Genomic DNA, 24,696 nt, shown 5'->3' on the forward strand with positions numbered 1-24,696 from the left:
GAGGGCTTTTTCGTCTAGCACCGCGCCTCGCTTGCACACAGTGCACATGAATTGTGATGCTATGACCGCTTTTGCCGGATGAGTGGACCGATGAGGAGTGGCATGCCCGTGTCGGCCCGTACGGCGTCACCAGCAATTCCCGGCGACGACAGCGGGACCGGTACGGAGGACGCCCGGGGCGAGGGAGGGAGCGGCCGGGACGGCCGGCTGATCCACAGTGCCCGGGAGGCCGCGGACGGCCACGACGGGCGGGAGCCCGCCGGTGACGCGAAGGACACGGCGGCCCCCGGCGCCCAGGACGGTCACGCCGCGCCGGAAGCCGGGGAGCCGCAGGACGGCGGATCCGGTCCGGACGGTACGGGCCGCCCGGTCGGCCGGCCCGGCGGGACCCGCTCGGGGACCACCAACACCAACGCGATCGAGGCGCGGGCCCTGACCCAGGTGCTGTTCGAGCAGCTGACCGGGCTGGAGCCGGGGACCCCGGACCACGCGCGCGTGCGGGCCGCCCTGATCGAGGTCAACCTGCCGCTGGTGCGGTACGCGGCGGCGCGCTTCCGCAGCCGCAACGAGCCGATGGAGGACGTCGTCCAGGTCGGCACGATCGGGCTGATCAACGCGATCGACCGGTTCGACCCGGAACGCGGCGTGCAGTTCCCGACCTTCGCGATGCCGACCGTGGTCGGCGAGATCAAACGTTACTTCAGGGACAACGTCCGCACCGTCCATGTGCCCCGCCGGCTGCACGAGCTGTGGGTGCAGGTCAGCGGCGCCATCGAGGACCTGACGGTGGCCCACGGGCGGACCCCCACCACCGCCGAGATCGCCGACCGGCTGAAGCTGTCCGAGGACGAGGTGCTGGCCTGCCTGGAGGCGGGGCGGGCCTACCACGCGACCTCGCTGGAGGCGGCGCAGGAGGGCGGGGAGGGGTCGCCGGGGCTGCTGGACCGGCTCGGTTACGAGGACCCGGCGCTGACCGGGGTCGAGCACCGCGACCTCGTACGGCACCTGCTGGTGCAGCTGCCCGAGCGCGAGCGGCGGATCCTCCTGCTGCGCTACTTCGGCAATCTGACCCAGTCCCAGATCAGTGCGGAACTGGGGGTTTCGCAGATGCATGTGTCACGTTTGCTGTCCCGGAGCTTCGCTCGGCTGCGATCCGCAAATCAGCTCGAATCGTAACCTTTGCGGGCGACCCTCCCTGCGGAAATAAGTCGACATGGCGCTACAGCGTGTTGCCGACATGTGACATTCTGCGGGAACAGCGTTTGTCGCGGTCCGGCCTCCGGTATTCCAGTGGAGGAACGAACCGTCGCCCGCGACACCCGTCCGCGACCTCAAGGGGGTGGCATGTCCGTAGAAGTGGGCAGTCCGAAGGTGCTGAACACCGAGGCGCCGCACGATGCTCCTGTCGACAGCCTCGACATCGCCGGTCCCGCCGTCGTCGACACCCGCACGCTGTCCCGCTCGCTGTTCCTGCGGCTCTCCGAGCTGACGGACGACAGCCCCGAGCGGGCCTACGTGCGGGACACGCTCATCGAACTCAACCTCCCGCTCGTGCGGTACGCGGCGGCGCGCTTCCGCAGCCGCAACGAGCCGATGGAGGACATCGTCCAGGTCGGCACGATCGGCCTCATCAAGGCCATCGACCGCTTCGACTGCAACCGCGGTGTGGAGTTCCCGACCTTCGCGATGCCCACGATCGTCGGCGAGGTCAAGCGCTTCTTCCGCGACACCTCGTGGTCGGTGCGGGTGCCGCGCCGGCTCCAGGAGCTGCGGCTGGCGCTGACCAAGACCAGCGACGAGCTCGCGCAGAAGCTGGACCGCTCGCCGACGGTCGCCGAACTCGCCGTCGCGCTGGGCGTGTCGGAGGAGGACGTGGTCGACGGCCTCGCGGTCGGCAACGCCTACACCGCCAGCTCGCTGGACTCCCCGCCGCCGGAGGACGACGGCGGCGAGGGCTCGCTCGCCGACCGGCTCGGCTACGAGGACGCCGCGCTGGAGGGCGTGGAGTACCGCGAGTCGCTCAAGCCGCTGCTCGCCCAACTCCCGCCGCGCGAGAGGCGGATCATCATGCTCCGCTTCTTCGCCAACATGACCCAGTCGCAGATCGGCGAGGAGGTCGGCATCTCCCAGATGCACGTCTCCCGGCTGCTGACCCGCACGTTGGCGCAGCTGCGCGAGGGGCTCACCGCGGAGCACTGAGCCGTTGCCCGGACCGGCCGTGACGGATGCGCCGGTTCGGGGCTTCGGTACTGACGGTTCGTCATTACACTGGTGCGATGGCGCACATACCGACCGGTCGGCGGGGCGCACTCGCCGCGGCCTCGGCGGCCGTCGTCTGCCTCGGCACCTTCGCCGCCCTGGGCCCGGACTGCGAGAGCGCGGGAGCGGGCCGGGTCGCGCTCGGCGCCCCCGGCCCCGCGGGCAGCGCCGCGATGAACGTGCCCACGGCCGCCGCCGGGGAGCCGGTGCCCACGGACGGCGGTGCGGTTCCGCCGCGGCACGGCAGCCCGGCACCCCGCGACGACCGGCCGTCGGGCACTTCCGGGGCGAGCGTCTCCCCGTCGCCGTCCGCATCCGCCACGGCGCCCGCACCGGGCAGCACGGCCACCACGAGCGCGACGGCGTCCGCCACCGCCGCCCCGACCGGGTCCGCCCCGGCATCCGGTTCCCCGGTGCCCGCGGCGACACCGTCCGCGTCGGCGGACGGGCCCGCCCGCCTGGTGGTGAGCGCGGTCGCCCGTACCGCCGCCGAGGACCGCTGGTGCGAGAACGTCACGGTGACACTGGCCAACACCGGTGGTGGTCCGGCCACTTCGGGCACGCTGGAGTTCGGCACCCACATCGTCGGCCTGCTCGGCATCGACTGGGCCACGATCGGGAGCAGCGACCCGGTGCCGGTGCCCCTCGCGGGCGGGGCGCGGTCCACGCGGACGTGGACGGTGTGCGTCGACGCCTGGCGCGTCCCACCTGGCATGCGCGTCGAGACCCGGGACGTCTCCGTCCGGGTCCCGTGAGCGCGCGAACGCGGTGGGCCGGGCGCCCGGCGGGGCGCGCACCTTCAGCAGGCCGGGCGCACACTCCCGCCTCGAACCGGCGGCACTGCTCCGGTGTCCGGGAGTCCCGGGCACCGGTGACGGGTCAGGACAGGGCGAACCAGGCGACGGCGGCCACGACCACGACGGCCGCGATGATGCCGACGATCAGTCCCGTCCGGTTGCCGCCGCCCGAGGCCTGGGCCTGCGCGGGCTCCTCGTCGACGAAGGCGCGGAACATCTGGGTGTTGCCGGCCGGGTCGTAATTGTTGTCAGGGGTAGTCATGGTGCAGGACCCTAGCGAAGTCATGTCGGGCCGGTCACCCCTGGGGCCCGGACAACCGGGGAACGGGTGCGGGAATACCGCCCGTCGAAACGGTGTCGCACGTTCCATGGCACTTATCGGCAGTTCTGATCTCGATGTTTTCCCCCTCTCCCTCGGCGGCAACGTCTTCGGCTGGACGGCCGACGAGGAGACCTCCTTCGCCGTCCTGGACGCGTACACCGCGGCCGGCGGCAACTTCGTCGACACCGCGGACGCCTACTCGGCCTGGGTCCCCGGGCACAGCGGCGGCGAGTCCGAGCGCCTGATCGGCGCATGGCTGGCCGGGCGCGGGCGGCGCGACGACGTGATCGTCGCCACCAAGGTCGGCTCGCACCCGGACTTCAAGGGGCTGAAGGCCGAGACGATCAAGGCCGCGGCGGAGGAGTCGCTGCGCCGGCTCGGCACGGACCACATCGACCTCTACTACACGCACTTCGACGACGTCGAGACGCCGGTCGAGGAGATCGTCGGCGCGATGGACGCGCTGGTCCGCGAGGGCAAGGTGCGGTACATCGCCGCGTCCAACATCAGCCCGGAGCGGCTGACGGCCTCGCTGGAGTTCTCCGACCGGGAGGGCCTGGCGAAGTACGTGGCGCTCCAGCAGCACTACAACCTGGTGGAGCGGGAGTACGAGGGGGCGCTGCGCGAGGTGGTGCGGGCGCACGGGCTGGCCTCGGTCCCGTACTTCGGTCTGGCCCGCGGCTTCCTCACCGGCAAGTACCGGCCCGGCGTCGCGGTGGACAGCCCCCGCGCGGGCGCGGCGGGTGCCTACCTGGAGTCCGCGCGCGGCCCGCGCGTGCTGGCCGCGCTGGACGAGGTGGCCGCCGCGCACGGCGCCGAGCCGGCGAGCGTGGCGCTGGCCTGGGTGCGGTCCCGGCCGACGGTGGTGGCGCCGATCGCCAGCGCCCGGACGCCCGAGCAGCTGCCCGCGCTGCTGGCCTCGGCGGAGCTGGAGCTGACCGCCGAGGAGCTGGAGCTGCTCACCGAGGCATCCGCCTGACCTGCGCTTTACCGCCCGGCCCGCCTTCTTGACCGGAGGCGGGCCGTTCCTTTTGGACTTTTTTTACCCGAAAGAATTTGCCTGCAGCAACCAAACAATCTTACGGTTGCTCAAGGCAACCAATAGTCCGAAGGGAAGGCGACGGTCCCATGGCATCGCAGGAGCTGTACGGGGAGCTGGCACACCAGCTGCGCGCCATCCCCGCCGTGGCCCGCGAGCTCAGCCGCTCGTGCCCGCAGGACTGCCCGCCCGCCTCGCTCGGCGTGCTCGCGGCGGTGGGCCGCCACGACGAGCTGCGCATGAGCCGCCTGGCGGAACTGCTCGACATCGACATGTCGGTCACCAGCCGCCATGTCGCGCACCTCGCGGAACGCGGCTGGATCGACCGACTGCCCGATCCGCACGACAGACGGTCGCGCCTGCTGCGGCTGACCCCCGGCGGCAGGGACGTGCTCCACGCCGCACTCGACGGGGTCGCCGCCTCGCTCGCCCACCACCTGCGGGACTGGCCCGACGAGGACGTGATGGTCCTCTGCGGGCTGCTGGAACGGCTGCGCACGGCCTTCACGGCCGACTGCCGCCCCCGTACGCAAACGATCACGACGTGAAGAGGATGACGATGGCAACAACCGCATCACCGGCCGGTGTGCGGGGGGCCGAGGCCCACGCGGGACACGCGGCCCCCATGTCGCACCGGCAGATCATGGAGGCCCTGACCGGGCTGATCCTCGGCTTGTTCGTGGCGATCCTGTCGTCCACGATCGTCTCCAACGCCCTGCCGAGGATCATCTCCGATCTGCACGGTGGTCAGAGCGCCTACACCTGGGTCATCACCGCCGCGCTGCTCACCACCACCGCCACCACCCCGCTGTGGGGCAAGCTGTCCGACCTGTTCAGCAAGAAGCTGCTGGTCCAGCTGGCACTGGTGATCTACGTGGTCGGCTCGCTCGTCGCGGGCGTCTCGCAGAACACGAGCGAGCTGATCGCCTGCCGCGTCGTGCAGGGCGTCGGCGTCGGCGGCCTGATCGCGCTGACCCAGGTCATCATGGCCTCGATGATCTCGCCGCGGGAGCGCGGCCGGTACAGCGGCTACCTCGGCGCGGCCTTCGCGGTCGGCACCGTCGGCGGCCCGCTGCTCGGCGGCGTCATCGTCGACACCGACTGGCTCGGCTGGCGCTGGTGCTTCTACGTCGGCGTGCCCTTCGCGGTCCTCGCGCTGATCGTGCTGCAGAAGACCCTGAACCTGCCGGTCGTCAAGCGCCAGGCCAAGGTCGACTGGGCGGGCGCCACGTTCGTCACCGCCGCCGTCAGCCTGCTGCTCGTCTGGGTCACCTTCGCCGGCGACAAGTACGCGTGGATCTCCTGGCAGACCTGGACCATGACCGGCGGCGCGGTGCTGCTGGCCCTGGTCTTCGTGCTGGTCGAGTCCCGCGCGCGCGAGCCGATCATGCCGCTGCGGCTGTTCCGCAACAAGACCATCAGCCTGACCTCGGTCGCCTCGCTCTTCGTGGGCGTGGGGGTGTACAGCGGCACCGTCTTCCTGAGCCAGTACTTCCAGCTGGCGCGGGGCAAGTCGCCGACCATGTCCGGCATTCTGACCATCCCGTTGATCGCGGGCCTGTTCGTCTCCTCCACCGTCTCCGGCCAGATCATCACCCGGACCGGCCGCTGGAAGGCGATCCTGGTCTCCGGCGGCGTGCTGCTCACCGCGGGCCTGGGCCTGCTCGGCTCGCTGCGGTACGACAGCGTCTACTGGCACCTGGCGATCTTCATGGCGCTGCTGGGCCTCGGCCTGGGCATGATGATGCAGAACCTGGTCCTCGCCGTGCAGAACCAGGTGGGCGCCGCCGACCTCGGCGCGGCGAGCTCCATGGTCACCTTCTTCCGCACCCTCGGCGGCGCGGTCGGCGTCTCCGCGCTGGGCGCCGTGCTCGCCAACCGGGTCACCCGCTACACCACGGACGGCCTGTCCGCGCTGGGCGTCGACTCCACCGGCTCCTCCGGTGGCGGCATCCCGGACCTCGCGTCGCTCCCGGCGCCGATCCGCCACGTCGTGGAGACCGCGTACGGCCACGGCGCGGGCGATGTGTTCCTGGTGGCGGCCCCCGTGGCGTTCCTCGCGCTGCTGGTGGTGCTCTTCATCAAGGAGGTGCCGCTGCGGACCTCGAGCGGTCTGCAGCAGGCCGCCGGCGTGCCCGCGCACCAGGAGCCTGCGCCCACGGCCGCCCCGCTGCCCGTGTCCACACCCGCACCCGTCCCCGCGCCCGCGCACGAACCCGCACCAGCGCCCGTACCCGTCCAGGAGGGCCCCATGATCCACGGCCAGGTCCGCAACTCCGAGGGCACCGGCGTCGAACACGCCACGCTCACCCTGATCTCGCTCACCGGCAAGCAGCTCGGCCGGGCCGCCACCGGCCCCGACGGCGGCTACGTGCTCACCACGCCCGGCGCCGGCTCGTACGTGCTGATCGCGGCGGCCGACGGCCACCAGCCGCAGGCCTCCACGGTCGTGGCCGGTAAGGACCCGGTCCCCTACGACGTGGTCCTGTCCGGCACCAGCGGCCTCACCGGCTCCGTCACCTCCGAGGCCGACGGCCTCCCGGTGCACGGCGCCGTGGTCGTCGTCACCGACATCCGGGGCGAGGTGCTGGCCAGCGGCGGCACCGGTCAGGACGGCGGCTTCGGCTTCGGCACCCTCCCGGCCGGCGACTTCACCCTCGCGGTCAACGCCACCGGTTTCCGGCCGGTCGCCCTGCCCGTCGAGGTCGGCGGCACCGGCCCGACCCACGTCGACGTCGCGCTGCGGCTCGGCGGCAGCATCCAGGGCACCGTCCTCGGCGGCGCGACCAGGACGCCGCTGCCCGAGGCGCGCGTCACCCTCGTGGACGGCGCCGGCAACGTCGTGGCCACCTCCACGACCGGCGGCGACGGCGCGTACGCCTTCGGCGACCTCGACGCGGGCGAGTACTCGCTCATAGCCAGCGGCTACCCGCCGGTCGCGACCACGATCCGGGTCGGGGACGAGAGCGCCAAGGACGTCGACGTGGAGCTCAGCCACCCCGAGGGGTGAGCGGGACCCGCTCCAGAACGGCCGGCTCGTGTGCCTGCGGAGACGCACGAACCGGTTGCCCCGGGGGACACCTGGTCCAGGTCCGGACGGCGCCGGCAGGGGACGGCCGCGCACCGTCCGGGACGGACCGCGCCAGGTGGCCCCCGCAGGGGCCCGGGGAATGCCCCGGGCCCCGGTCCCCGGGGGGACACACACGCAACGGAAGGCGAGCGATGAGCATGACCACGACCGGAAAGACGGGCCTGCGGGGGCGGGTGCGGACCAAGGACGGCTGGGCAGTGCCGCACGCCGTGCTGACGGTCACCGACATGACGGGTCAGCAGGTCGCCCGCGAGACCGCGGACGCCGACGGCGCGGTGCGCACCGCGGCGCTGGCCCAGGGCGCGTACACCGTCATCGTGACGGCCGTCGGCTACCGCCCAGCGGCGGCGACGGCCCTGGTCACCGCCTCGGGATCGGCCGACGTCGGCACCGTGACGCTCGCCCGCTCCGGCGGCGTCGAACTGCCCCCGCCGGGCGTGTGGACCGTCGACCCCGCCCACTCCGAGATCCGCGCCGTCGCCCAGCACCTCGGGCTGTCCAGCGTGCACGGCCGGTTCAAGGGCTTCGCGGCGAGCATCGAGATCGCCGAGCAGCCGCTGCTGTCCACCGTGCAGGCCGTGATCGACGCCGCGTCCATCGACACCGGCAACGGCACCCGCGACGCACACCTGCGCTCCCCCGACTTCCTGGACGTCGCGGCGCATCCCAGCGTGACCTACCGCAGCACCTCCCTGGAGCAGGCCGCCGAGGACCGCTGGACCGTGCACGGCGAGCTGTCGATGCGCGGCGTCACCCGCCCGGTCGACCTCGACCTGGCGTACCTCGGCACCGGCCCGGACCAGTGGGGCGGGATGCGCGCCGCCTTCCGCGCCACGGCCCAACTGCGGCGGGAGGACTTCGCCATGCACTACAACCAGGTCGTCCAGGCCGGCATCGTCGCCGTCGGCACCACCGTGAAGGTCGAGCTCGACATCCAGGCCGTGCAGGGCACCGCCCTCCCTGCCCCGCAGCCACCGGCGGCATAGGCTGCTGTCATGGCCTACATCGCGACCAACACCTCCGTGCAGCTCGATCAGTTGCTGGAGTTCGTCCGCCCGCGCCACCACGCCCTGCTGCTGACCACCCGCGCGGACGGCCGCCCCCAGGGCTCCCCCGTGACCTGCGGCGTCGACGACTCCGGGCGGCTGGTGATCTCCACGTACCCCGAGCGGGCCAAGACCCGCAACGCGCGCCGCGACCCGCGGGCGAGCGTGATCGTGCTCTCCGACGAGTGGGACGGGCCCTGGGTCCAGATCGACGGCACCGCCGAGGTCATCGACCCGCCGGAGTCGGTCGAGCCGCTCGTGGAGTACTACCGCAACATCGCCGGCGAGCACCCGGACTGGGACGAGTACCGTGCCGCGATGCTCAAGCAGGGCAAGTCGCTGGTCCGGGTGACCCCCGAGCGGTGGGGGCCCATCGCGACGGGCGGCTTCCCGGCCCGGCTGGCGCCCTCCGAGGACTGAACCGCGGGCAGGAGAAGGGCGGCGGCCGGCCGGCCGCCGCCCTTCCCGCGTCCACGACCTGGGTCAGCTCGGGTCGGTCAGGTCGTAGACGGTCACTCCGCCCAGGGTCGTGGAGCCGAAGTTCTCCTCCACCCATGAGCTGATCTGTGCGGCGGTACCGCTGTCGCCGCCCCGGCCGCCGCCGCCCATGCCGCCCGAGGCGATGAACCAGTGGATCCTCCCCTGTGCCACATAGGCCTTGAAGCCGGCGAGCGTGGGCGAGGGGTCACTGCCGTTGAAGCCGCCGATGGCCATCACGGCTTTTCCGGTGGCCAGTTGGTAGCTCGCCGCGTTCTGCGAGCCGATCGCGGCGGCCACCCAGGTGTACCGGTCGGCGTCGGCGAGCAGCGCCTCCCTGGCGGCGTCGCTCACGGCCGCCCCGTTCAGCAGGCCGCCGAGGCCGCCCGTACCGCCGCGTCCGCCGGCGGCGCCGGGGAAGCCCTGCGGGCCCTGGCCCTGCTGACCGCGTTGCCCCTGGCCGCCGCCGCCCTGTCCACCACCGGGGAAGCCGCCGGTGCCGCCTCCGGGAAGGCCCTGCTGCCCCTGCCCGCCTCCCGGGAAGCCCCCGGCGCCGCGGCGCATGCCGCCCGGCCCGCCCATGCCGCCGCGGACCGCAGGTCCGGCCGTCACGATGGAGCCGGTGTGCGCGGTACCGGCCGTCTGGAGCGTGTACGCCAGCGGCCCGCCGAGCGCCGCCGCGAGGCCCAGCCCGGCCGCCGCCAGGGCGAGGTGCCGGCCCAGCCGTGCCGTGAGCAGCAACCCGAGGGCCGCCGCGATCCCGGCGGCGAGCACCGCGTACCGCAGCCACGGGAACCAGTCCGCCGAGCGCCCCAGCAGGACCCACGACCACACGGCCGTCACGGCGGCCGTGCCCGCGAGCAGCGCCGACGCGGCCGGGTGCCGGCGCCGCTCCCACAGCAGCACGGCGCCCGTTCCGACCGTCGCCGCGATGTAGGGCGCCAGGGCGATGTTGTAGTACTGGTGGAAGATCCCGGACATGAAACTGAAGGTCAGGAAGGTGAAGACCAGCGCCCCGCCCCACACCAGGAGGGCCGCGCGCGTGGTGTCGGTGCGCGGCGCCCGCCGGGTCAGCCACAGGCCCGCCACGAGCAGGACGAGGGCGGCGGGCAGCAGCCACGCGATCTGACCGCCCATGTCGGTGCCGAACAGCCGGCTCCAGCCGGTCGCGCCCCACTGGCCGCCGCCCGCGCCCCCGCCACCGCCGCCGACGGAGCCGGTCTCGTCGCCGGTGATCCGGCCGAGGCCGTTGTAGCCGAAGGTCAGCGACAGGAAGCTGTTGTCCTGCGAACCGCCGATGTACGGGCGCGAGGACGCCGGCCACAGCTCAACGACCGCGACCCACCAGCCCCCGGAGAGCACGGCGGCCAGCCCCGCGAGGCCGAGCTGCCCGAACCGCCGCCGGACGCGCGTGGGCGCGCACACCGCGTACACGACCGCCAGCGGCGGCAGGATCAGCCACGCCTGCAGCGTCTTGGTCAGGAAGGCGAGCCCGAAGGCGACGCCCGCGAGCAGCAGCCACTTCGTCCGGGCGTCCTCCAGGGCGCGCAGCACGCAGTGCACCGCGACCACCATCAGCAGGCACAGCAGGGCGTCCGGGTTGTTGAAGCGGAACATCAGCGCGGCAACCGGCGTGAGGGCGAACGCGAGCCCGGCGATCAGTCCTGCGGCAGCGCCGGAACGCCGCCGTACGGTGGCGTGCAGCACGCCCACCGCGGCCACGCCCATCAGCGCCTCGGGCACCAGGATCGCCCAGGAGTTCAGCCCGAAGAGCCGCACCGACAGCGCCATCGGCCACAGCGCGGCCGGGGGCTTGTCGACGGTGATGGAGTTGCCGGCGTCCGAGGAGCCGAAGAAGAACGCCTTCCAGCTCTCGGCGCCCGCCTGGACGGCGGCCGAGTAGAAGGAGTTCGCCCATCCCGAGGCGCCCAGGTCCCACAGGTACACCACGGCCGTGAGGGCGAGCAGCGCGACGAGGGCCGGCCGGGCCCAGCGGGGGTCGGCGGGCCGCAGGCCGGGAGCGGGCGGGGGCGCGCCCTGCGGGACCGGGCTGCGCCCCGTGGTCCCCGGCGGCGGCGCGTCGGCCGGGACCGGGGAGCGGTGGACGGCCGCGGGAGTGTGCCCCGGAAGCGGAGGGACGGTGGGCGGGGTCCCCTCCGGCGCGTGGTGCGACGTGGTCATCGGTGGCTCCCGGGGTCGTGTGCCTCGTGGTCCGCGGTCGTCACGGGCGCCGCGGCATCGTGCGGGACGAAGGGCGTCGGGAGGGCGTGCCGGGCGCCCGGCCGGACCGGCACGGGTGGCACGGGCGGCACGGGCGGCACGGCACCGGGGCCCGCGCGGTCCGGGAAGACCCAGGCGCGGAGCAGCAGGAAGCGCAGGACGGTCGCGGCCAGGTTGGCCGCGACGAGGACGGCGATCTCGGTGCCGCGCGAGGGGCTGCCGTTCGCGCTGTGGAGGGCGGCCAGTGAGCCGCTGGTGTGCGCCAGGCCGATGCCGAACACGACCAGGCCCTGCGCCTGGTGGCGCACCGCGCGGTCCCGGCCGCGCACACCGAAGGTCAGCCGCCGGTTGGCGGCGGTGTTGCCGAGCGCCGACACCAGCAGGGCCAGCGCGTTGGCGGGCTGGGCCCCGGCCGGGCCGCGCAGGAGCGCGAAGAGCAGCAGGTACACGACGGTGCTCAGGCCGCCCACGACGCAGAATCCGGCCAGTTGGCGTGCGAGCCCGGCGGGCACGCCGGCGATGTCGCGGTCGCGCGGGTCGTCGCCGAAGGGCCGGCGCAACCGGTCGAGCGGCAGCATCCCCGTGGCGAGGCCGCGTCCGATCCGCCACAGGCCCCGCAGGTCGTCGGCCGCGGTGCGGACGAGGTCCACGGTGGAGTGGGGGTCGTCCACCCAGTCGACCGGCACTTCGTGGATGCGCAGCCCGGCCCGTTCGGCCAGCACCAGCATCTCGGTGTCGAAGAACCAGCCGGCGTCCTCCACCAGCGGCAGCAGCCGGTCGGCGACGTCCTTGCGGATCGCCTTGAAGCCGCACTGCGCGTCGGAGAAGCGGGCGGCCAGCGAGGTCCGCAGCAGGATGTTGTAGGAGCGGGAGACGAACTCCCGTTTGGCGCCGCGGACGACACGCGAACTGCGGGTCAGCCGCGAGCCGATCGCCAGGTCGGAGTGGCCGGAGATGAGCGGGGCGACCAGCGGCAGCAGCGCGTTGAGGTCGGTGGACAGGTCGGCGTCCATGTACGCCAGCACGGGTGCGTCGGAGGCGGACCACACCGCGCGCAGGGCGCGCCCGCGGCCTTTGCGCTCCAGGTGGACGGCGGTGACGGCCGGTATCCCGGCCGCCAGTGCCTCGGCGATCACCGCGGTGCGGTCGGTGCTGGCGTTGTCGGCGACGGTGATCCGGAAGGGGTAGGGGAAGGTCCGCTCCAGGTGGGCGTGGAGTCTGCGAACGCAGCCTTCGAGGTCTTTCTCCTCGTTGAAGACGGGGATCACGACGTCCAGCACCGGTTCGGTCTGGGGGACGGCCAGGTGTTCGCGGGCGGGGAGGCTCCCCGGGCTCCGCTCCTCCTGGCCGGCCGGCGGGAGCTGTTGGGTTCGCATACCGACGACCCTCCCGGGGCCCGCTGTCATGACGGTGTGGCCGCCCTGAGCGGTGCCTGTGAGTGCGCGGCGGGCAGGTGGACGCGGAAGACGGTGGCCCCGGGCCGGCTGTCGATGGAGACCCGTCCGCCGTGCGCGGCCACCACCGCCTGCACGATGGCCAGTCCGAGGCCCGTGCTGCCGGCCGCCCGGGAACGCGAGGCGTCGCCGCGCGCGAAGCGCTCGAAGACGTGCGGCAGCAGGACGGGCGGGATGCCGGGGCCGTCGTCGGCGACCTCGACCCGGACCTCCGGGCCGTGCGGCACGACGCGGGCCACCACGGTGGTGCCGGGCGGAGTGTGCGTACGGGCGTTGGCCAGCAGATTGGTGAGCACCTGGTGCAGCCGCTGCGGGTCGCCCCGTACGACCGCCGGGTCGTCGGGCAGTTCCAGCCGCCAGCGGTGCTCGCGGCCGGCCGCGCGGGCGTCGCTGACCGCGTCGACGACCAGCGGCGACATGTCGGTGCCGGCCAGGCTGAGCGGCCGGCCCGCGTCGAGCCGGGCGAGCAGCAGCAGGTCCTCGACGAGGGTGGTCATCCGGGCCGCCTCGGACTCGATGCGGCCCAGCGCGTGGCGGGTGTCGGGTCCGATGGCCTCGCGCCCGCGCCGCGTCAGCTCGGCGTAGCCGCGGATCGACGCCAGCGGGGTGCGCAGTTCGTGGCTGGCGTCGGCGACGAACTGCCGCACCCGCGTCTCGCTCTCCTGCCGGGCGTGCAGGGCGCTGCCGACGTGGTCGAGCATGCGGTTGAGGGCGGCCCCGACCTGGCCGACCTCGGTGCGGGGGTCGGTGTCGGCGTCGGGCATCCGTTCGTGGAGCGCCACCTCGCCCTGGTGCAGGGTCAGTTCGGAGACCCGGGTCGCGGTGGCGGCGACCCGGCGCAGCGGCCGCAGATTGAGCCTGACCATGACGAAGCCGGCCATCCCCGCGGCGGCCAGGCCCGCCGCGGTGACGCAGACCTCGACCACGGCCAGGGTGCCGATGGTGTCGCGGACACTCGCGGTGGGCAGCCCGACGATCCGGGCCTGCCCGAAGGCGTCGGTCACCGACCGCACCCTGAAGGCGCCGAGGCCCGGGACGTCCAGGGTGTGCGGGGCGCCGTCCGGCGGGACGTCCGCGAAGACGGCGGCCTGCCGGGCGGTGAGCGGTGCGACGTCGAGCCGGGTGCCCGCGGTGCTGCTGGGCTGCGAGCTGACGCCGGCGGCGACGACCGCGCCGGAGCGGTCCACCTGCGCCCCGACGGTGCCGGGCGGGATGCCGGGGCCGGTGATGAAACGCAGGGGGGAGTCGTCGCCGGTGACCCGGTGGTCCTCGGGCAGCGGGCCCGGCTGGTCGCCGGGATCCATGCGGGCGCGCTTGGCGACCGCGGCGACCTGGCCGTCCAGTTGGGCGTAGAGGAAGGACTGCAGAGCGAGCGCCGTGACGGTGCCGATGACCGCGCAGACGACCGCGATGAGCGCGACCGAGGAGACCACCAGCCGGGTCCGCAGCGACCAGCGGCGCCGGGTCCGGGCTCGGCGCGCTCCGGGCGCGCCGCGGCTCACGCCGGCTCGCCCGGCTTGATCAGGTATCCGGCGCCGCGCCGGGTGTGGATCATCGGCGCACGGCCCGCGTCGATCTTCTTGCGCAGGTAGGAGATGTACAGCTCGACCACGTTGGCCTGGCCGCCGAAGTCGTACGACCAGACGCGGTCGAGGATCTGCGCCTTGCTGAGCACCCGGCGCGGATTGCGCATCAGGTAGCGCAGCAGCTCGAACTCGGTGGCGGTGAGGTGGATGCCGATGCCGTCGCGGCTGACCTCGTGGCTGTCCTCGTTCAGCACGAGGTCGCCGACGACCAGCAGCGACTCCTGGCGGGCGGCGGCCGCGCCGGCCCGGCGCAGCAGGCCGCGCAGCCGGGCGACGACCTCCTCCAGGCTGAAGGGCTTGGTGACGTAGTCGTCGCCGCCCGCGGTGAGCCCGGCGATGCGGTCCTCGACGGCGTCCCTGGCGGTGAGGAACAGCACGGGTACGTCGGGCAGGTCGCGGCGCATCCGGGCCAGGACCTCCAGGCCGTCCATGTCGGGCAGCATCATGTCCAGGACCACGGCGTCCGGCTGCCGTTCGCGGGCGGCGCGCAGGGCGTCGGCGCCCGTGCCCTCGGTGTGGACGTCCCAGCCCTCGTAACGCAGGGCCATGGAGAGCAGGTCGGCCAGGGCGGTCTCGTCGTCCACGACGAGGACCCGTACGGGGGAGCCGTCCGGACGCGCGAGGTCGGCGGCGGCGGAGGAAGGAGACGCGGTCATGGGGGAATCCTGTGAGCCGCCGCTGAGAACACCCTTGGCGGTATCTGTGAATTGTCTGAGAAGAACGCCGTCGTGACGGGTGACGGCCCGCCAGGGGCGGGGGCGGACACGCCGCCGCGCGGGGAATGCCCCGATCGCCGGACCGCGTTTGGTACGACGTTTGGTACGACGGACATCGGACTTCAGCCGACCTGATGGTGGGAGACGGCCCATGGGTTTCAGTGACAGCGGCGCGACGGCACGGGCGATCGGCCGGTACGGACTGTGGAACAGCGGCCTGCGCGACCCCGACCCCTCACGCGCCGGGGAACTGGCCGAGACCGCGGCCGAGTTGGAGGACCTGGGCTACGGCGCCCTCTGGCTCGGCGGCAGCGCCGGCGTGGAGCACGCGACCCCGCTGATCGAGGCGACCTCGTCCATCACCGTCGCGACCGGCATCCTCAGCATCTGGCAGTACGAGGCCGCGGACGTCGCCGCCCGCTGGTCCGCCCTGGAGGCCTCGCACCCGGGCCGCTTCCTGCTCGGCCTCGGCGTCAGCCACGCGAAGCTCGCCGCGCAGTACGAGCGCCCCTACGCGGCCATGACCGGCTGGCTCGACGCGCTGGACGCCGCCGGGGTCCCGGCCGGCCGCCGTGTACTGGCCGCGCTCGGCCCGAGGATGATGGAGCTCTCCCACGACCGCGCCGCGGGCGCCCACCCGTACCTGGTCACCCCCGAGCACACCGCGCAGGCCCGCGAGATCCTCGGCCGGGGCCCGCTGCTCGCCCCGGAGTTCACGGTCGTCCTGGACACCGATCCCTCGCGGGCCCGGGCGACCGCCCGCGCGATGCTCTCCCTCTATCTCACGCTGCCGAACTACACCAACAGCTGGCTGCGCCTGGGCTTCACCGAGGACGACCTGGCCAACGGCGGCAGCGACCGCCTGGTGGACGCGCTCATCGGCTGGGGCGACGAGCAGCGGGTGCGCGAGCGCATCGACGCCTTCCTCGACGCGGGCGCCGACCACGTCGCCGTCCAGGTGCTGACCGCCGACGGGGACCGCAGCGGTCTGCCGCGCGAGGAGTGGCGGCGGCTCGCGGTGGCGCTCGGGCTCTGAGTCCGTCAGCGAAACGGCAGTCGGGGACAGCCGTTCATCAGGAACGGAAGGCTCCGCTCAAAGCCGTTCAGCACCCGGCCGGGCAGCGGGGCCGGGCGTATGTTCGGCCCATGGACAGCGGCACCGTGCCCCGAACCGTCCCGGTCGACCGCATGGCGTCGGGCGACCACGCCTGCCTCGGCTTCGCGGACGAGGACGCCCGCTGGGAGGTCCGCGCCGCCTTCACCGCCATCGGCCTGGCCCGGGGGGAACGCGTGCTGCTCTTCAGCGGGCGCGGCACACCCCCGGCCGAGGCCGTCGGCCGGCTCACCGCGCTCGGCGTCCGCGCCGCCGAGGCGGTGCGCCGCGGGGCACTCGTCATCACCCCGCTCGTCCCCGGCTACGACTCCGCCGCCGCCTGGTCCGCCCTCACCGACGCCGCCCACCGCCTCGGCTACCGCGGGCTGCGCGCCGCGGGCGACATGTCCTGGGCCCTGCGGCCGGGCCTCGACCGGGACCGGCTCGTCGGCCACGAGGCCGCCATGACCCAGGTCCTGGCGGTCCTCGGGCTCACCGCCGTCTGCGAGTACGACCAGCGGCGCTTCCACACCTCGCTGCTGGCGCGGGTGCGCGCCGCGCATCCGGTGTGGCTGCGGGCGCCGTCCGGCGCCCTCCATGTCGAGCGGCACGGCGGCACGCTCGTCCTCAGCGGCGACGCCGACCTCGCCACGCGCACCGACTTCGAGGTCGGCCTGCGCCATGCCTTCGGCTCACCGGCCGGCCCGCCGCACGTCGTCGACCTGACCGGGCTCGGCTTCATCGACGCCCACTGCGCCGCCGTCCTCATCCGCCACGCGGCGTCCCTCGGCCCCGCCGGTCGCGTCACCGTCCGCTGCCCGCGGCTGCACGCCCGGACGCTGCGCCTGTGCGGCGCGGCCGAGGTCCCCCGACTCGTCCTCGACGAGACGGCCTGAGGTCAGACCTGCTGGGCCGCCCAGAACTCGTCCCAGGAGATCTTGCCGTCGCCGTTGGTGTCGACCCTGCTGATCACGGACTGGGCCACCGTCTCGGTCACGTTGAAGTCACCCAGCTGAGCCATCACGCTCTTGTACTCGCTGGCCGTGATGAGACCGTCCCCGTCGATGTCGTACCGCGTGAACGCTCGCTTGCACGCCTCGATGTCGGCCATCGTGACCACCCCTCCATGTATGTGTCGGTCCGTCGGGCCACACCCTAGCCGTCCTGGGACCCTGCCCGGCCAGGGGTGCTTCCGGTCCCCCGGGTGCATGCGCCGGTGCGTCCGACGTGAGAGGTGTGCCCGCGCCGGGTCGGTCCCGGTCCGAGACACGAAAGCGGCTGCCGAGAGGCGGAAGCCGCGCGCAGCACCTTCCACCGGCACGCCGCGGTCGGGGCAGCACATCGCGCGGCCCTGACCGCGGCGCGGGAGGAGGCCGGCGACCTCGCGGCCTTCCTCCGGGCGGTGGCGCGCGGAATCGGCGACGAGGTCCGCGGCCCGGGCTTCCGCGCCCGCCCCTTCATCACATGGCCGCCGAGTACCCGGACCGGGAGAGCGCGATCCGTCAGGCGGGGCACACGCGTTCGGCCGGCGTGAGGGTGGTCCTGCGCGACGGCGCGACGGTCGCCTCTGGCCGGGGCCGCGCCCCGGTCAGCGGGCGGTGGCCGCCCGCTCGACGAGGCGCGTCACGGCGCCCGCGTCGGTCAGCGGGACGGCGTGCGGGGCGTTGACCTCGACGGTGTGGGCGTGTGCGCGCGAGGCCATGAACCGCTCGGCGGCCGGCGGGATGGCGTGGTCCGCCGTGGCGACGAGGTACCAGGACGGGATGGTCTTCCAGGCCGGGGTGCCCGAGGACTCGCCGAAGGCCTGCGCGGCGATCGGGCGCTGGCTGACCGCGAGTTGCGCGGCGGCGGCGCGGTTGAGCCGGTTGCTGAGGAAGACGTCGCGGTACTTGTCGGGCTTGATGTAGAGGTCGACACCGGTGCCGCCGTCGGGCTGGGTGAACGGGACGGCGTTGAGCGCGGTGGGCACCGGCGCGGTGGGGTCGTCACTGAGGTGGCTGCCGGGGAACCGGGCGCTGATGGACCCGAGGCTCTCGCCCTTGTCGGGCGCGAAGGCGGCGATGTAGACGAGCGCCTTGACGTCGGGGTTGCCGGTGGCGGCGTTGGTGATGACGCTGCCGCCGTAGGAGTGGCCGACCAGGACGACGGGGCCGTGGATCGTCTTGAGGTAGTCCTTCAGGTAGGCCGAGTCACTTGCCAGGCCCCGCAGCGGGTTGGCGGGGGCGGCGACCGGATAGCCGTCGGCCTGGAGGCGCTTGATCACGCCGCTCCAGCCGGCCGAGTCGGCCCAGGCACCGTGGACCAGCACGACGGTCGGCTTGGCGGCGGCGGGCCCGGCGGTGCCGTGCCGCTCACCGGGCGCGGCCGTGGCGGTCGCTGCCAGGCCGGCGGCGAGGGCGAGGCCCGCCGCTCCGACGACGGCGAGGCGGACGCGGCGGTTGTGGGTACGACGGTGCTGGAACACCTGGTGCCTCCTGGCGGGTTGGCGGGACCGGCACGGGACGGTGGTGCGCCCCGCACTGCTAGATAGAACGTTCTATCTAGTCTCACGCTAGCCCGCCCCCCGGGCCGACGGCAACGAGATCCACCACTCAAATCGAACACACGGTCGCCGGAGACTCCGCGCACGCGGGAATTCCCGCCGGAATTTCCCCGCGGAAACACGAACCCGTGATTCCCCAGGAAATCCGGCGGTCACGCGAATAGCCAGCAGTGGTGAGGTTGCGGGGTCGGAGTTATCCTGGTAGCCAACAAACACCAAATCCTCGAACGGCAAATCTGTGAACGAATTCACTTCATTGCTGCTCGCAACCGTTCGCAATGCCGTGAAGACATTCGAAGCGGTGGCTGCGACGGTGTACTTGGTCGAAGCAAGCGGAAGCCACTTGCGAGCCTCGATGATAGGGGGGCGCCAGCCGGCGGTGTTCGCCATTCCGGAACTTATTCCGGTCGACTCGCCCTACATATCGGCACGCGCGTTCCGCACACAATCGACGGCTTTGACGGAGGGCGAGGACCCCGCCGACATCTTCCAGCAGTACCGGCACATCAGCATGTTCCCCTACACCGCGGCCGCCGCCCCGCTGATTTCCCGAGGCCGTTCGCTGGGAACCGTCACGATACTTCGCGACCCGATTCCGGACAAAGAAGAAGAAGCCGGCGTAGTGAGCCGGCTCGAGGAGGTAGCAACGCGGCTCGCCAACGAGCTGTCGCAATTCTCGGAGTCCGAGATGTGCGTCGGGCCGACCCCCGTGATCGTCCCCGTGAGCGATTCGGCGGGACCCTGCGATCCCACGCCGTCGCGCTGGGGAATCCCCGAGGTCGCCGCCTCCGTGGGGATGACGTGCATGTACCAGCTCCGGCGCCTCTCCAGCGAACTGAATTCCGCCACGGGAATGAAGGACGTCATCGCGGCCGCACACCGGCGGATTTCCGTGCCCTTCGGCTGCCGTGCCGTGATCCTGTCCAGATTCGTCGAGGGGCGGACCTGGGTGGTCGGCCACAACGGCGCCTCGCGCGACATGGTGAGGATGTTCCACGGTGCGAGCATCCAGTCACGCGGCCCCCTGGCGGAGGCGATGAGCGGAAGGCCGCTCTTCCTCGAGAACGGGACCACCTTCTACGCATTCCCGCCCGACCCCGCCCTGCCTTCCGGGGAGGCCGAGGTCTACCTCCCCCTTCTCGGCAGCAACGGGATCGCGGGCGTCTGCCACCTCGGTTTCCCCGACGAAAGGCGGTTCGCGCCCGAGGAGAAATCCCTGCTCATCATGATGGCCAACCTGCTGGGCTCGACACTGGAACGCCTCCAGCTCACCGAGGGGAAACTCGAACTCGCCTCCAGCGTGCAGAGAAAAATGCTTCCGCGGTCACTTCCCGATGTCGCCGGAATGGTCAGCGCCGCCCGCTACGTTCCGGCTTCCTCCTCGTCGGAGGTGGGCGGGGACTGGTACGACGTGATCGCCGCCTCGAACGGGCGGGTCGTGCTCGCCATCGGCGACGTCGAGGGTCACGGCATCGACAGCGCGGCCGTCATGGGACAGGTACGGAGCGCGGTCTCCGCCTTCGCCTCCGAGGGGCACGGCCCCTCGGCGATCATCGAGCGGACGAGCAAACTGTTCCTGACCTTCGGCTCCGACCTGCTGGCCACCTGCTGCATCGTGTGCGTCGACGTCGCGAACGGCGTCCTGGAGGTGGCGTCCGCCGGCCATCTGGCGCCCCTGGTCAGGGACAAGGACGGAAGCATCGGCAAGCTGGACACCCCACCGGGGATCCCCCTGGGCGTCCCCTGCCCGCAGTCGCCGCCGAAATCCTATGAATTCCCGTTGTCCCCCGGCAGCATGCTCCTCCTGTACTCGGACGGTCTGATCCAGAACCGGCAGTGCGACACCGAGGAGTTCGCGCTCCGCCTGTTCGCGGAATGCGCCGCGGACGGGCAGGACAACGTGGAGGACGTGGCGGACCGGCTGATCTCCGGAGTCCCCGACCCCGCCCAGCGGTACGACGACGCCGCCCTGCTGCTGGTCAAGGCCGACACGGCGGCGGATCGCACCACGTTCGAGATGGCCCGCCTGGAGATCCAGCCCCGCGACCTGCGGACCGTCTCCACGGCCCGCAAGTTCGCCCGGAACAGCCTGCGCACCTGGCAACTGAACGAGATCTCCGACGACTTGGAGATCACCGTGTCCGAGATCGTCACCAATGCGCTGATCCACGCGGGCAGCGACGTGGACATGCGCCTCTACCGATACCCCGACCGCGTACGGCTCGAAGTCCGGGACTCGGACTCCGCGCCGCCCATTCCCTCCTCGTTCTCCATGTCCGAAGAGGGCAGGTCGAAGGCGGAGAACGGGCGCGGCATGGTCATCGTCGAGAACATCTCGGGCTCCTGGGGCAGCTCCCCCAACGGACGCGGGAAAACCGTGTGGATCGAGTTCCTCACCCCGCCGCCGGAACCGGCGGGGTGACCACGGACCGGCTCAACGCACCTGCTGCCGTGCCCGGTTCGCGCGGCGGTCCTCACCTGTGGCGGATGCGTCCCCCGAGGGCCGGGGATCGCGACCGGCACCGCGCCCAGGAACGCGCACACGACCAGACTCGGCGGATGCTCCATCACCCGGCCCACCAGCCACCACCCCGCCGTTGCGACAGCCCATGCCACGGTCCAGCGGATCGGACCCGGCGTCCCTGCCCACGTGTCACGCACCAGCAGTTCGTAGACGCGGCAAGCGGCAACCGGGGCCGGGAAGCTGCGGCTTCCCTCAGTGCACCGCGGCCGGTGCGGTGGTCGCCGATCCGTTGGTCCAGCCGTAGCGGTGGGCGGTCACCGTCACGGTGATCTTCCGGCCCCTGTCGGCCTTCACCAGGACGTAGCCGGACGCGGTGGCGCCGGTGATGGCCTTGCCGTCGCGTCTCCAGGAGTAGGAGTACGAGGTGGCCGCCGGCGACCATGTCCCGTGTCCGGCCGTCAGGCGGTGGCCCACCCCGGGGGTACCGCTGAGGGAGGGCGCCTTGACGGCCTTCGGGGACGGGCCGGCACCGACCGGGACGGCCGGTGACGTGGAGCCCACCGAACCCGCGCCGTTGCCGACCACGACCCTGCACGAGATCGTGTGCGTGTAGTCGTCCGGGGTGAGCGTGCGGGCCGTGCCGGTGGCGCCCGGGACGGTCCTGCCGTCCCGCAGCCATGACCACACGCCGGTCGCGTGATAGCCGGACCAGGCCGCGGAGCACGTCACCTCGGAACCCGTGCGGACGGTCCCGGTCACCGTGGCCTTCTTGGTGATGCTCGGCGCGACCAGCAGGTCCCGGACGGGCGCGCCTCTCACGCCCGGCGTCGCGGTCTGCTGCGGAGCAGAACGCGCCGGCGAACGATATCCAGTGGGGCTCGGCACTTGCTGTGCCAACGGTCTGGAGATGACCAAATCCTCGTCAGCCGCCCACGCACCTCGCTACCAGTCCCGGACCGAGTCCACACCGGAGTTGAGGCTGTCGCGGGCGTCCGCCAGGACGAGGCCGTGAAGTGCCTCGGCCTCGGTCACGATGCGGTCGAGGGCGTCGAAGAGCTCATCGCGCTCGACGGTCTCAATGAACTCCGATCGGAGGTCGAGCTCGTTGAACGCCTCACCGTAGGCACGCCCGATCTCTTCCATGCGTGCCGCATGGGCGTCCGCCGCTTCGTCGGCGAACACGTCGAGGATCGCCTTCCGCGTCGTCCTGTACTGGGTGACGGCCCTCTTGTAGGTGGAGGCGCTGATCTGTTCGCGGCCGTCCCAGTCACGCAAGGGATTGCTGCGATTCTCCTCGGCCCATTCGGGCTCGCGGGGCCGGAGAATCGACACGTAGGTGCCTGCCGGGATCTCGGGCTGCCAAGTGCTGCCCATGGCCGAGGCGTAGGCGGCGGGGACGCTGTAGAGGTCCAGCGCCTCCAGCTCGGGAACGCACTGCGGTCGAAGGCCGTCCTCTCCTGTCATCCCGAACAGGTCGACGACGTAAATGCGCCGGAGACCGCGCAGCCGGTTCAGCTCGCCCGCGCCGGAGAGCACCCCCAGGCGTCCATGCAGCCGCAGCCATGCCACCTCGGGGAAGCGCTGGACGAGCCGACCGCAGTCGAGGGAGTTGATGTCCCTGATCGTCAGCTGTGTGACCTCGGGTCTTGGAGCAGTCGACCGGCTGAGGAATTCATTGACCGTGTCTCCGGTGTACTCCGCCTGCCAGGCGACGAGCGGGTCTTCGCCGACACCGTTGTCCCACCGCCGCTGCCGGGCGAGCTGGTCCCCCAGGTGCCATCCGGACGTGTAGCAGTTCGCGGGCCCGTCGTGGAGCAGGGGAAGCGCTCCGACGACCCTGTGGCTCCGGGGCAGAACCCATTCCTGGTTGCAGAAGGACAGGCTTCCGTTCCACGCGTGGTGGGTGAGCCTGAGCGGGGCGACGTCGCCCAGGTCGGCCAGGGACGACGGTTCGGGACCGGACCAGTCCAGCTCGAGCACGGCAGCCGTCTGCGCATCGGCATCGAGCCGGACGATCTGGGCGACCGTCCACTCACCCAGGTCCTGCGAATGAGCGGCGACCACATCACCGACGGCGAGCGGCCTCGGCGGCACGGCGTGCTTCCGAATCGACATGATCCGATCGTAGTAGTGGCCTGTCGCGCTCCATCTGCCGCTGTCGCCGGTTCTGGCGTGTCCTGCGTGACCGGTGGCGATGAAGTCCGTGACGGAGCGGCTGAGGAGGTCCAGGAAGGTCGCCGGATCCTGGGCGGCCGGCAGGAAGTCGACGTCCCGGCTCGCGCCTTGCGACGTGTGAACCGTTCCGCGCCGGTCCATGGCGAACAGCGAGCCGCAGCCGTCGCTGGCGAACACGACAACGCGCCGACCGGCCACCGCGGTTCTCCCGGGAAGAAACCGGCAACTGTACGCCCCAACGCCAGAGGCCCCCGGATCATCTCCGGGGGCCTCTGAGCTGCTGTGCACTCGGCAGGATTCGAACCTGCAACCTTCTGATCCGTAGTCAGATGCTCTATCCGTTGAGCTACGAGTGCTTGTGCTTCCCGGCGTTTTCTTGCCGGTCGGCGTTGCGGGAACAACATTACATGACCTGCGCCGTGAGGTGAAATCCATTAGCCGCACCCGGCGTGAGCTGCGGAAACGCCCCAGCGGAGGGTCAGGAAGGGGCCCGGGAACGGCAGAAGCCCCGGCCGAGTGGCCGGGGCTTCCGGGGAGCGGAGGCGGAGGGATTTGAACCCTCGATGGACGGTAAAGCCCAAACCGCATTAGCAGTGCGGCGCCATAGACCGGACTAGGCGACGCCTCCAGGTGTCCCCGCGCGAGCGGGTGCACGCAGATGATGACACAGCCCACTGGGCTGGGACCAATCGCTGACCAGATTACTAGGCCGCCCATGGGCAGGGCAAAGGCGTTGCGGCGGGCGTGGCCGCGGCGCGCCCACGATCGGGTGGGTTGCCGGGCCGCGGCGGGGGCGGGGCGGTAGGGACGAGGCATGCGAATGGCTCGGATGTCCCTGACCGCCGTGCTCGCGCTCGGCCTGTCGCTGACCGCGGCCGTACCGGCCGTCGCCTGCCCGCCGGACCGGTCGGGGGACCGGCTGACGGTGATCGTGGACGACGGGAACGGCGGCCTGTCCTCGTACGACCTGCGCTGCGGCCCGGGCGGCGGCTCGGGGACGCACCCCGACGCGCGGGGGGCCTGCACGCGGCTGCGGCGGCTGGGCGGCCCGGTGGGGCCGGCCCCGGAGGGCACGCTCTGCACGATGATCTACAGCGGCCCGCAGCGGGCGCGGGTGCGCGGCACCTGGGACGGCCGCCCGGTGGACGACCGCTACGACCGCACGAACGGCTGCGAGGCCGACCGCTGGCGGCGGATGGCCCCGGTGCTCCCGGCGACGCCCGGCGCGTCCTCGGGCGGCGGCACAGCACCGTCACCGAACCACCACGTCGCGGCGGGCGGGCGTGACGGAGACCACATCGAAGCCGGGCAACGGTGAACCATACCCGTACGTACGGGACATGGGCATCCGGAGCCTCCCGTCCAACGGCTGCCCGTACACTCGCTCTAGTGACATGCCTCCCGGTCGGCGGCAA

At 72.5% G+C, this 24,696-nt stretch carries 21 protein-coding genes and 2 tRNA genes; 12 read left to right on the top strand and 11 right to left on the bottom strand.

Features of this window, described 5'->3' with window-relative positions:
• The first annotated feature begins 102 nt into the window (after window positions 1-102).
• The 3 genes from ACIP64_RS27345 to ACIP64_RS27355 all read left to right on the top strand — a co-directional run bounded on the left by ACIP64_RS27345 (window position 103) and on the right by ACIP64_RS27355 (window position 3,014).
• Entirely contained in the window at window positions 103-1,176 is a 1,074-nt protein-coding gene (locus tag ACIP64_RS27345) for a SigB/SigF/SigG family RNA polymerase sigma factor (protein ID WP_401591748.1), read from the top strand.
• A gap of 168 nt (window positions 1,177-1,344) precedes the next feature.
• Window positions 1,345-2,199, top strand: coding sequence for an RNA polymerase sigma factor SigF (locus ACIP64_RS27350; protein WP_360904204.1), 855 nt, complete (start codon window positions 1,345-1,347; stop codon window positions 2,197-2,199).
• 77 nt (window positions 2,200-2,276) lie between these two features.
• A complete protein-coding gene (locus ACIP64_RS27355) occupies window positions 2,277-3,014 on the top strand; it encodes a hypothetical protein (protein ID WP_401591750.1) in 738 nt (245 codons plus the stop codon).
• A 124-nt stretch (window positions 3,015-3,138) separates the two neighbouring features.
• Here ACIP64_RS27355 and ACIP64_RS27360 read toward each other — a convergent pair whose 3' ends face one another.
• Complete coding sequence (locus tag ACIP64_RS27360) at window positions 3,139-3,318, bottom strand: hypothetical protein (RefSeq protein WP_360904210.1); 180 nt, start codon at window positions 3,316-3,318, stop codon at window positions 3,139-3,141.
• Window positions 3,319-3,424: 106 nt separating this feature from the next.
• Here ACIP64_RS27360 and ACIP64_RS27365 point away from each other — a divergent pair, with 106 nt between their 5' ends.
• The 5 genes from ACIP64_RS27365 to ACIP64_RS27385 all read left to right on the top strand — a co-directional run bounded on the left by ACIP64_RS27365 (window position 3,425) and on the right by ACIP64_RS27385 (window position 8,974).
• Window positions 3,425-4,357, top strand: a complete 933-nt coding sequence (locus ACIP64_RS27365; RefSeq protein ID WP_401591752.1) for an aldo/keto reductase — start codon at window positions 3,425-3,427, stop codon at window positions 4,355-4,357.
• A gap of 149 nt (window positions 4,358-4,506) precedes the next feature.
• On the top strand, window positions 4,507-4,965 hold the full coding sequence (locus ACIP64_RS27370) for a MarR family winged helix-turn-helix transcriptional regulator (protein WP_401591754.1): 459 nt from the start codon (window positions 4,507-4,509) through the stop codon (window positions 4,963-4,965).
• Between the two features lie 11 nt (window positions 4,966-4,976).
• On the top strand, window positions 4,977-7,427 hold the full coding sequence (locus ACIP64_RS27375) for an MFS transporter (protein ID WP_401591756.1): 2,451 nt from the start codon (window positions 4,977-4,979) through the stop codon (window positions 7,425-7,427).
• Window positions 7,428-7,645: 218 nt separating this feature from the next.
• A complete protein-coding gene (locus ACIP64_RS27380; RefSeq protein WP_401591758.1) occupies window positions 7,646-8,494 on the top strand; it encodes a YceI family protein in 849 nt (282 codons plus the stop codon).
• Between the two features lie 9 nt (window positions 8,495-8,503).
• Entirely contained in the window at window positions 8,504-8,974 is a 471-nt protein-coding gene (locus ACIP64_RS27385) for a PPOX class F420-dependent oxidoreductase (protein WP_360904222.1), read from the top strand.
• Window positions 8,975-9,037: 63 nt separating this feature from the next.
• Here ACIP64_RS27385 and ACIP64_RS27390 read toward each other — a convergent pair whose 3' ends face one another.
• The 4 genes from ACIP64_RS27390 to ACIP64_RS27405 are packed head-to-tail and all read right to left on the bottom strand — an operon-like array spanning window position 9,038 to window position 14,947.
• On the bottom strand, window positions 9,038-11,212 hold the full coding sequence (locus tag ACIP64_RS27390) for an ArnT family glycosyltransferase (RefSeq protein WP_401591760.1): 2,175 nt from the start codon (window positions 11,210-11,212) through the stop codon (window positions 9,038-9,040).
• Window positions 11,209-12,627 (bottom strand): glycosyltransferase, encoded by a 1,419-nt coding sequence (locus ACIP64_RS27395; RefSeq protein ID WP_401591762.1) that lies wholly within the window; start codon window positions 12,625-12,627, stop codon window positions 11,209-11,211. The genes ACIP64_RS27390 and ACIP64_RS27395 overlap by 4 nt, the downstream gene beginning before the upstream one ends.
• A 26-nt stretch (window positions 12,628-12,653) precedes the next feature.
• Entirely contained in the window at window positions 12,654-14,207 is a 1,554-nt protein-coding gene (locus ACIP64_RS27400) for an ATP-binding protein (RefSeq protein ID WP_401591764.1), read from the bottom strand.
• On the bottom strand, window positions 14,204-14,947 hold the full coding sequence (locus tag ACIP64_RS27405; protein WP_401591767.1) for a response regulator transcription factor: 744 nt from the start codon (window positions 14,945-14,947) through the stop codon (window positions 14,204-14,206). Before ACIP64_RS27405 ends, ACIP64_RS27400 begins: the two co-directional genes overlap by 4 nt.
• 211 nt (window positions 14,948-15,158) lie before the next feature.
• Here ACIP64_RS27405 and ACIP64_RS27410 point away from each other — a divergent pair, with 211 nt between their 5' ends.
• Both ACIP64_RS27410 and ACIP64_RS27415 read left to right on the top strand, forming a co-directional pair.
• Complete coding sequence (locus ACIP64_RS27410; RefSeq protein WP_401591769.1) at window positions 15,159-16,043, top strand: LLM class F420-dependent oxidoreductase; 885 nt, start codon at window positions 15,159-15,161, stop codon at window positions 16,041-16,043.
• A 110-nt stretch (window positions 16,044-16,153) separates the two neighbouring features.
• A complete protein-coding gene (locus tag ACIP64_RS27415) occupies window positions 16,154-16,996 on the top strand; it encodes an MEDS domain-containing protein (RefSeq protein ID WP_401591771.1) in 843 nt (280 codons plus the stop codon).
• 2 nt (window positions 16,997-16,998) lie between these two features.
• Here ACIP64_RS27415 and ACIP64_RS27420 read toward each other — a convergent pair whose 3' ends face one another.
• Complete coding sequence (locus tag ACIP64_RS27420; RefSeq protein WP_360904243.1) at window positions 16,999-17,211, bottom strand: EF-hand domain-containing protein; 213 nt, start codon at window positions 17,209-17,211, stop codon at window positions 16,999-17,001.
• Between the two features lie 477 nt (window positions 17,212-17,688).
• On the bottom strand, window positions 17,689-18,564 hold the full coding sequence (locus ACIP64_RS27425) for an alpha/beta fold hydrolase (protein ID WP_401591773.1): 876 nt from the start codon (window positions 18,562-18,564) through the stop codon (window positions 17,689-17,691).
• 316 nt (window positions 18,565-18,880) lie between these two features.
• Here ACIP64_RS27425 and ACIP64_RS27430 point away from each other — a divergent pair, with 316 nt between their 5' ends.
• On the top strand, window positions 18,881-21,064 hold the full coding sequence (locus tag ACIP64_RS27430; RefSeq protein ID WP_401591775.1) for a SpoIIE family protein phosphatase: 2,184 nt from the start codon (window positions 18,881-18,883) through the stop codon (window positions 21,062-21,064).
• A 294-nt stretch (window positions 21,065-21,358) separates the two neighbouring features.
• Here the strand turns inward: ACIP64_RS27430 and ACIP64_RS27435 are convergent, their stop codons facing one another.
• The 4 genes from ACIP64_RS27435 to ACIP64_RS27450 all read right to left on the bottom strand — a co-directional run bounded on the left by ACIP64_RS27435 (window position 21,359) and on the right by ACIP64_RS27450 (window position 23,909).
• Complete coding sequence (locus ACIP64_RS27435) at window positions 21,359-21,925, bottom strand: hypothetical protein (protein WP_401591777.1); 567 nt, start codon at window positions 21,923-21,925, stop codon at window positions 21,359-21,361.
• A gap of 123 nt (window positions 21,926-22,048) precedes the next feature.
• Window positions 22,049-23,479, bottom strand: coding sequence for a hypothetical protein (locus ACIP64_RS27440; protein WP_401591779.1), 1,431 nt, complete (start codon window positions 23,477-23,479; stop codon window positions 22,049-22,051).
• 85 nt (window positions 23,480-23,564) lie between these two features.
• A tRNA-Arg gene (locus ACIP64_RS27445) sits at window positions 23,565-23,637 on the bottom strand.
• Between the two features lie 181 nt (window positions 23,638-23,818).
• Window positions 23,819-23,909 (bottom strand) — tRNA-Ser (locus ACIP64_RS27450).
• A 186-nt stretch (window positions 23,910-24,095) separates the two neighbouring features.
• Between ACIP64_RS27450 and ACIP64_RS27455 the strand changes: the two genes are divergently transcribed.
• Window positions 24,096-24,599 carry an SSI family serine proteinase inhibitor gene (locus tag ACIP64_RS27455; RefSeq protein ID WP_401591781.1) on the top strand — a complete coding sequence of 168 codons (504 nt, stop codon included), beginning with the start codon at window positions 24,096-24,098 and terminating at the stop codon, window positions 24,597-24,599.
• Window positions 24,600-24,696: the final 97 nt, after the last annotated feature.

Origin of the sequence: Streptomyces sp. NPDC088733 (assembly GCF_044751185.1) — a bacterium.
In the GTDB taxonomy this organism is placed as follows: Bacteria; Actinomycetota; Actinomycetes; order Streptomycetales; family Streptomycetaceae; genus Actinacidiphila.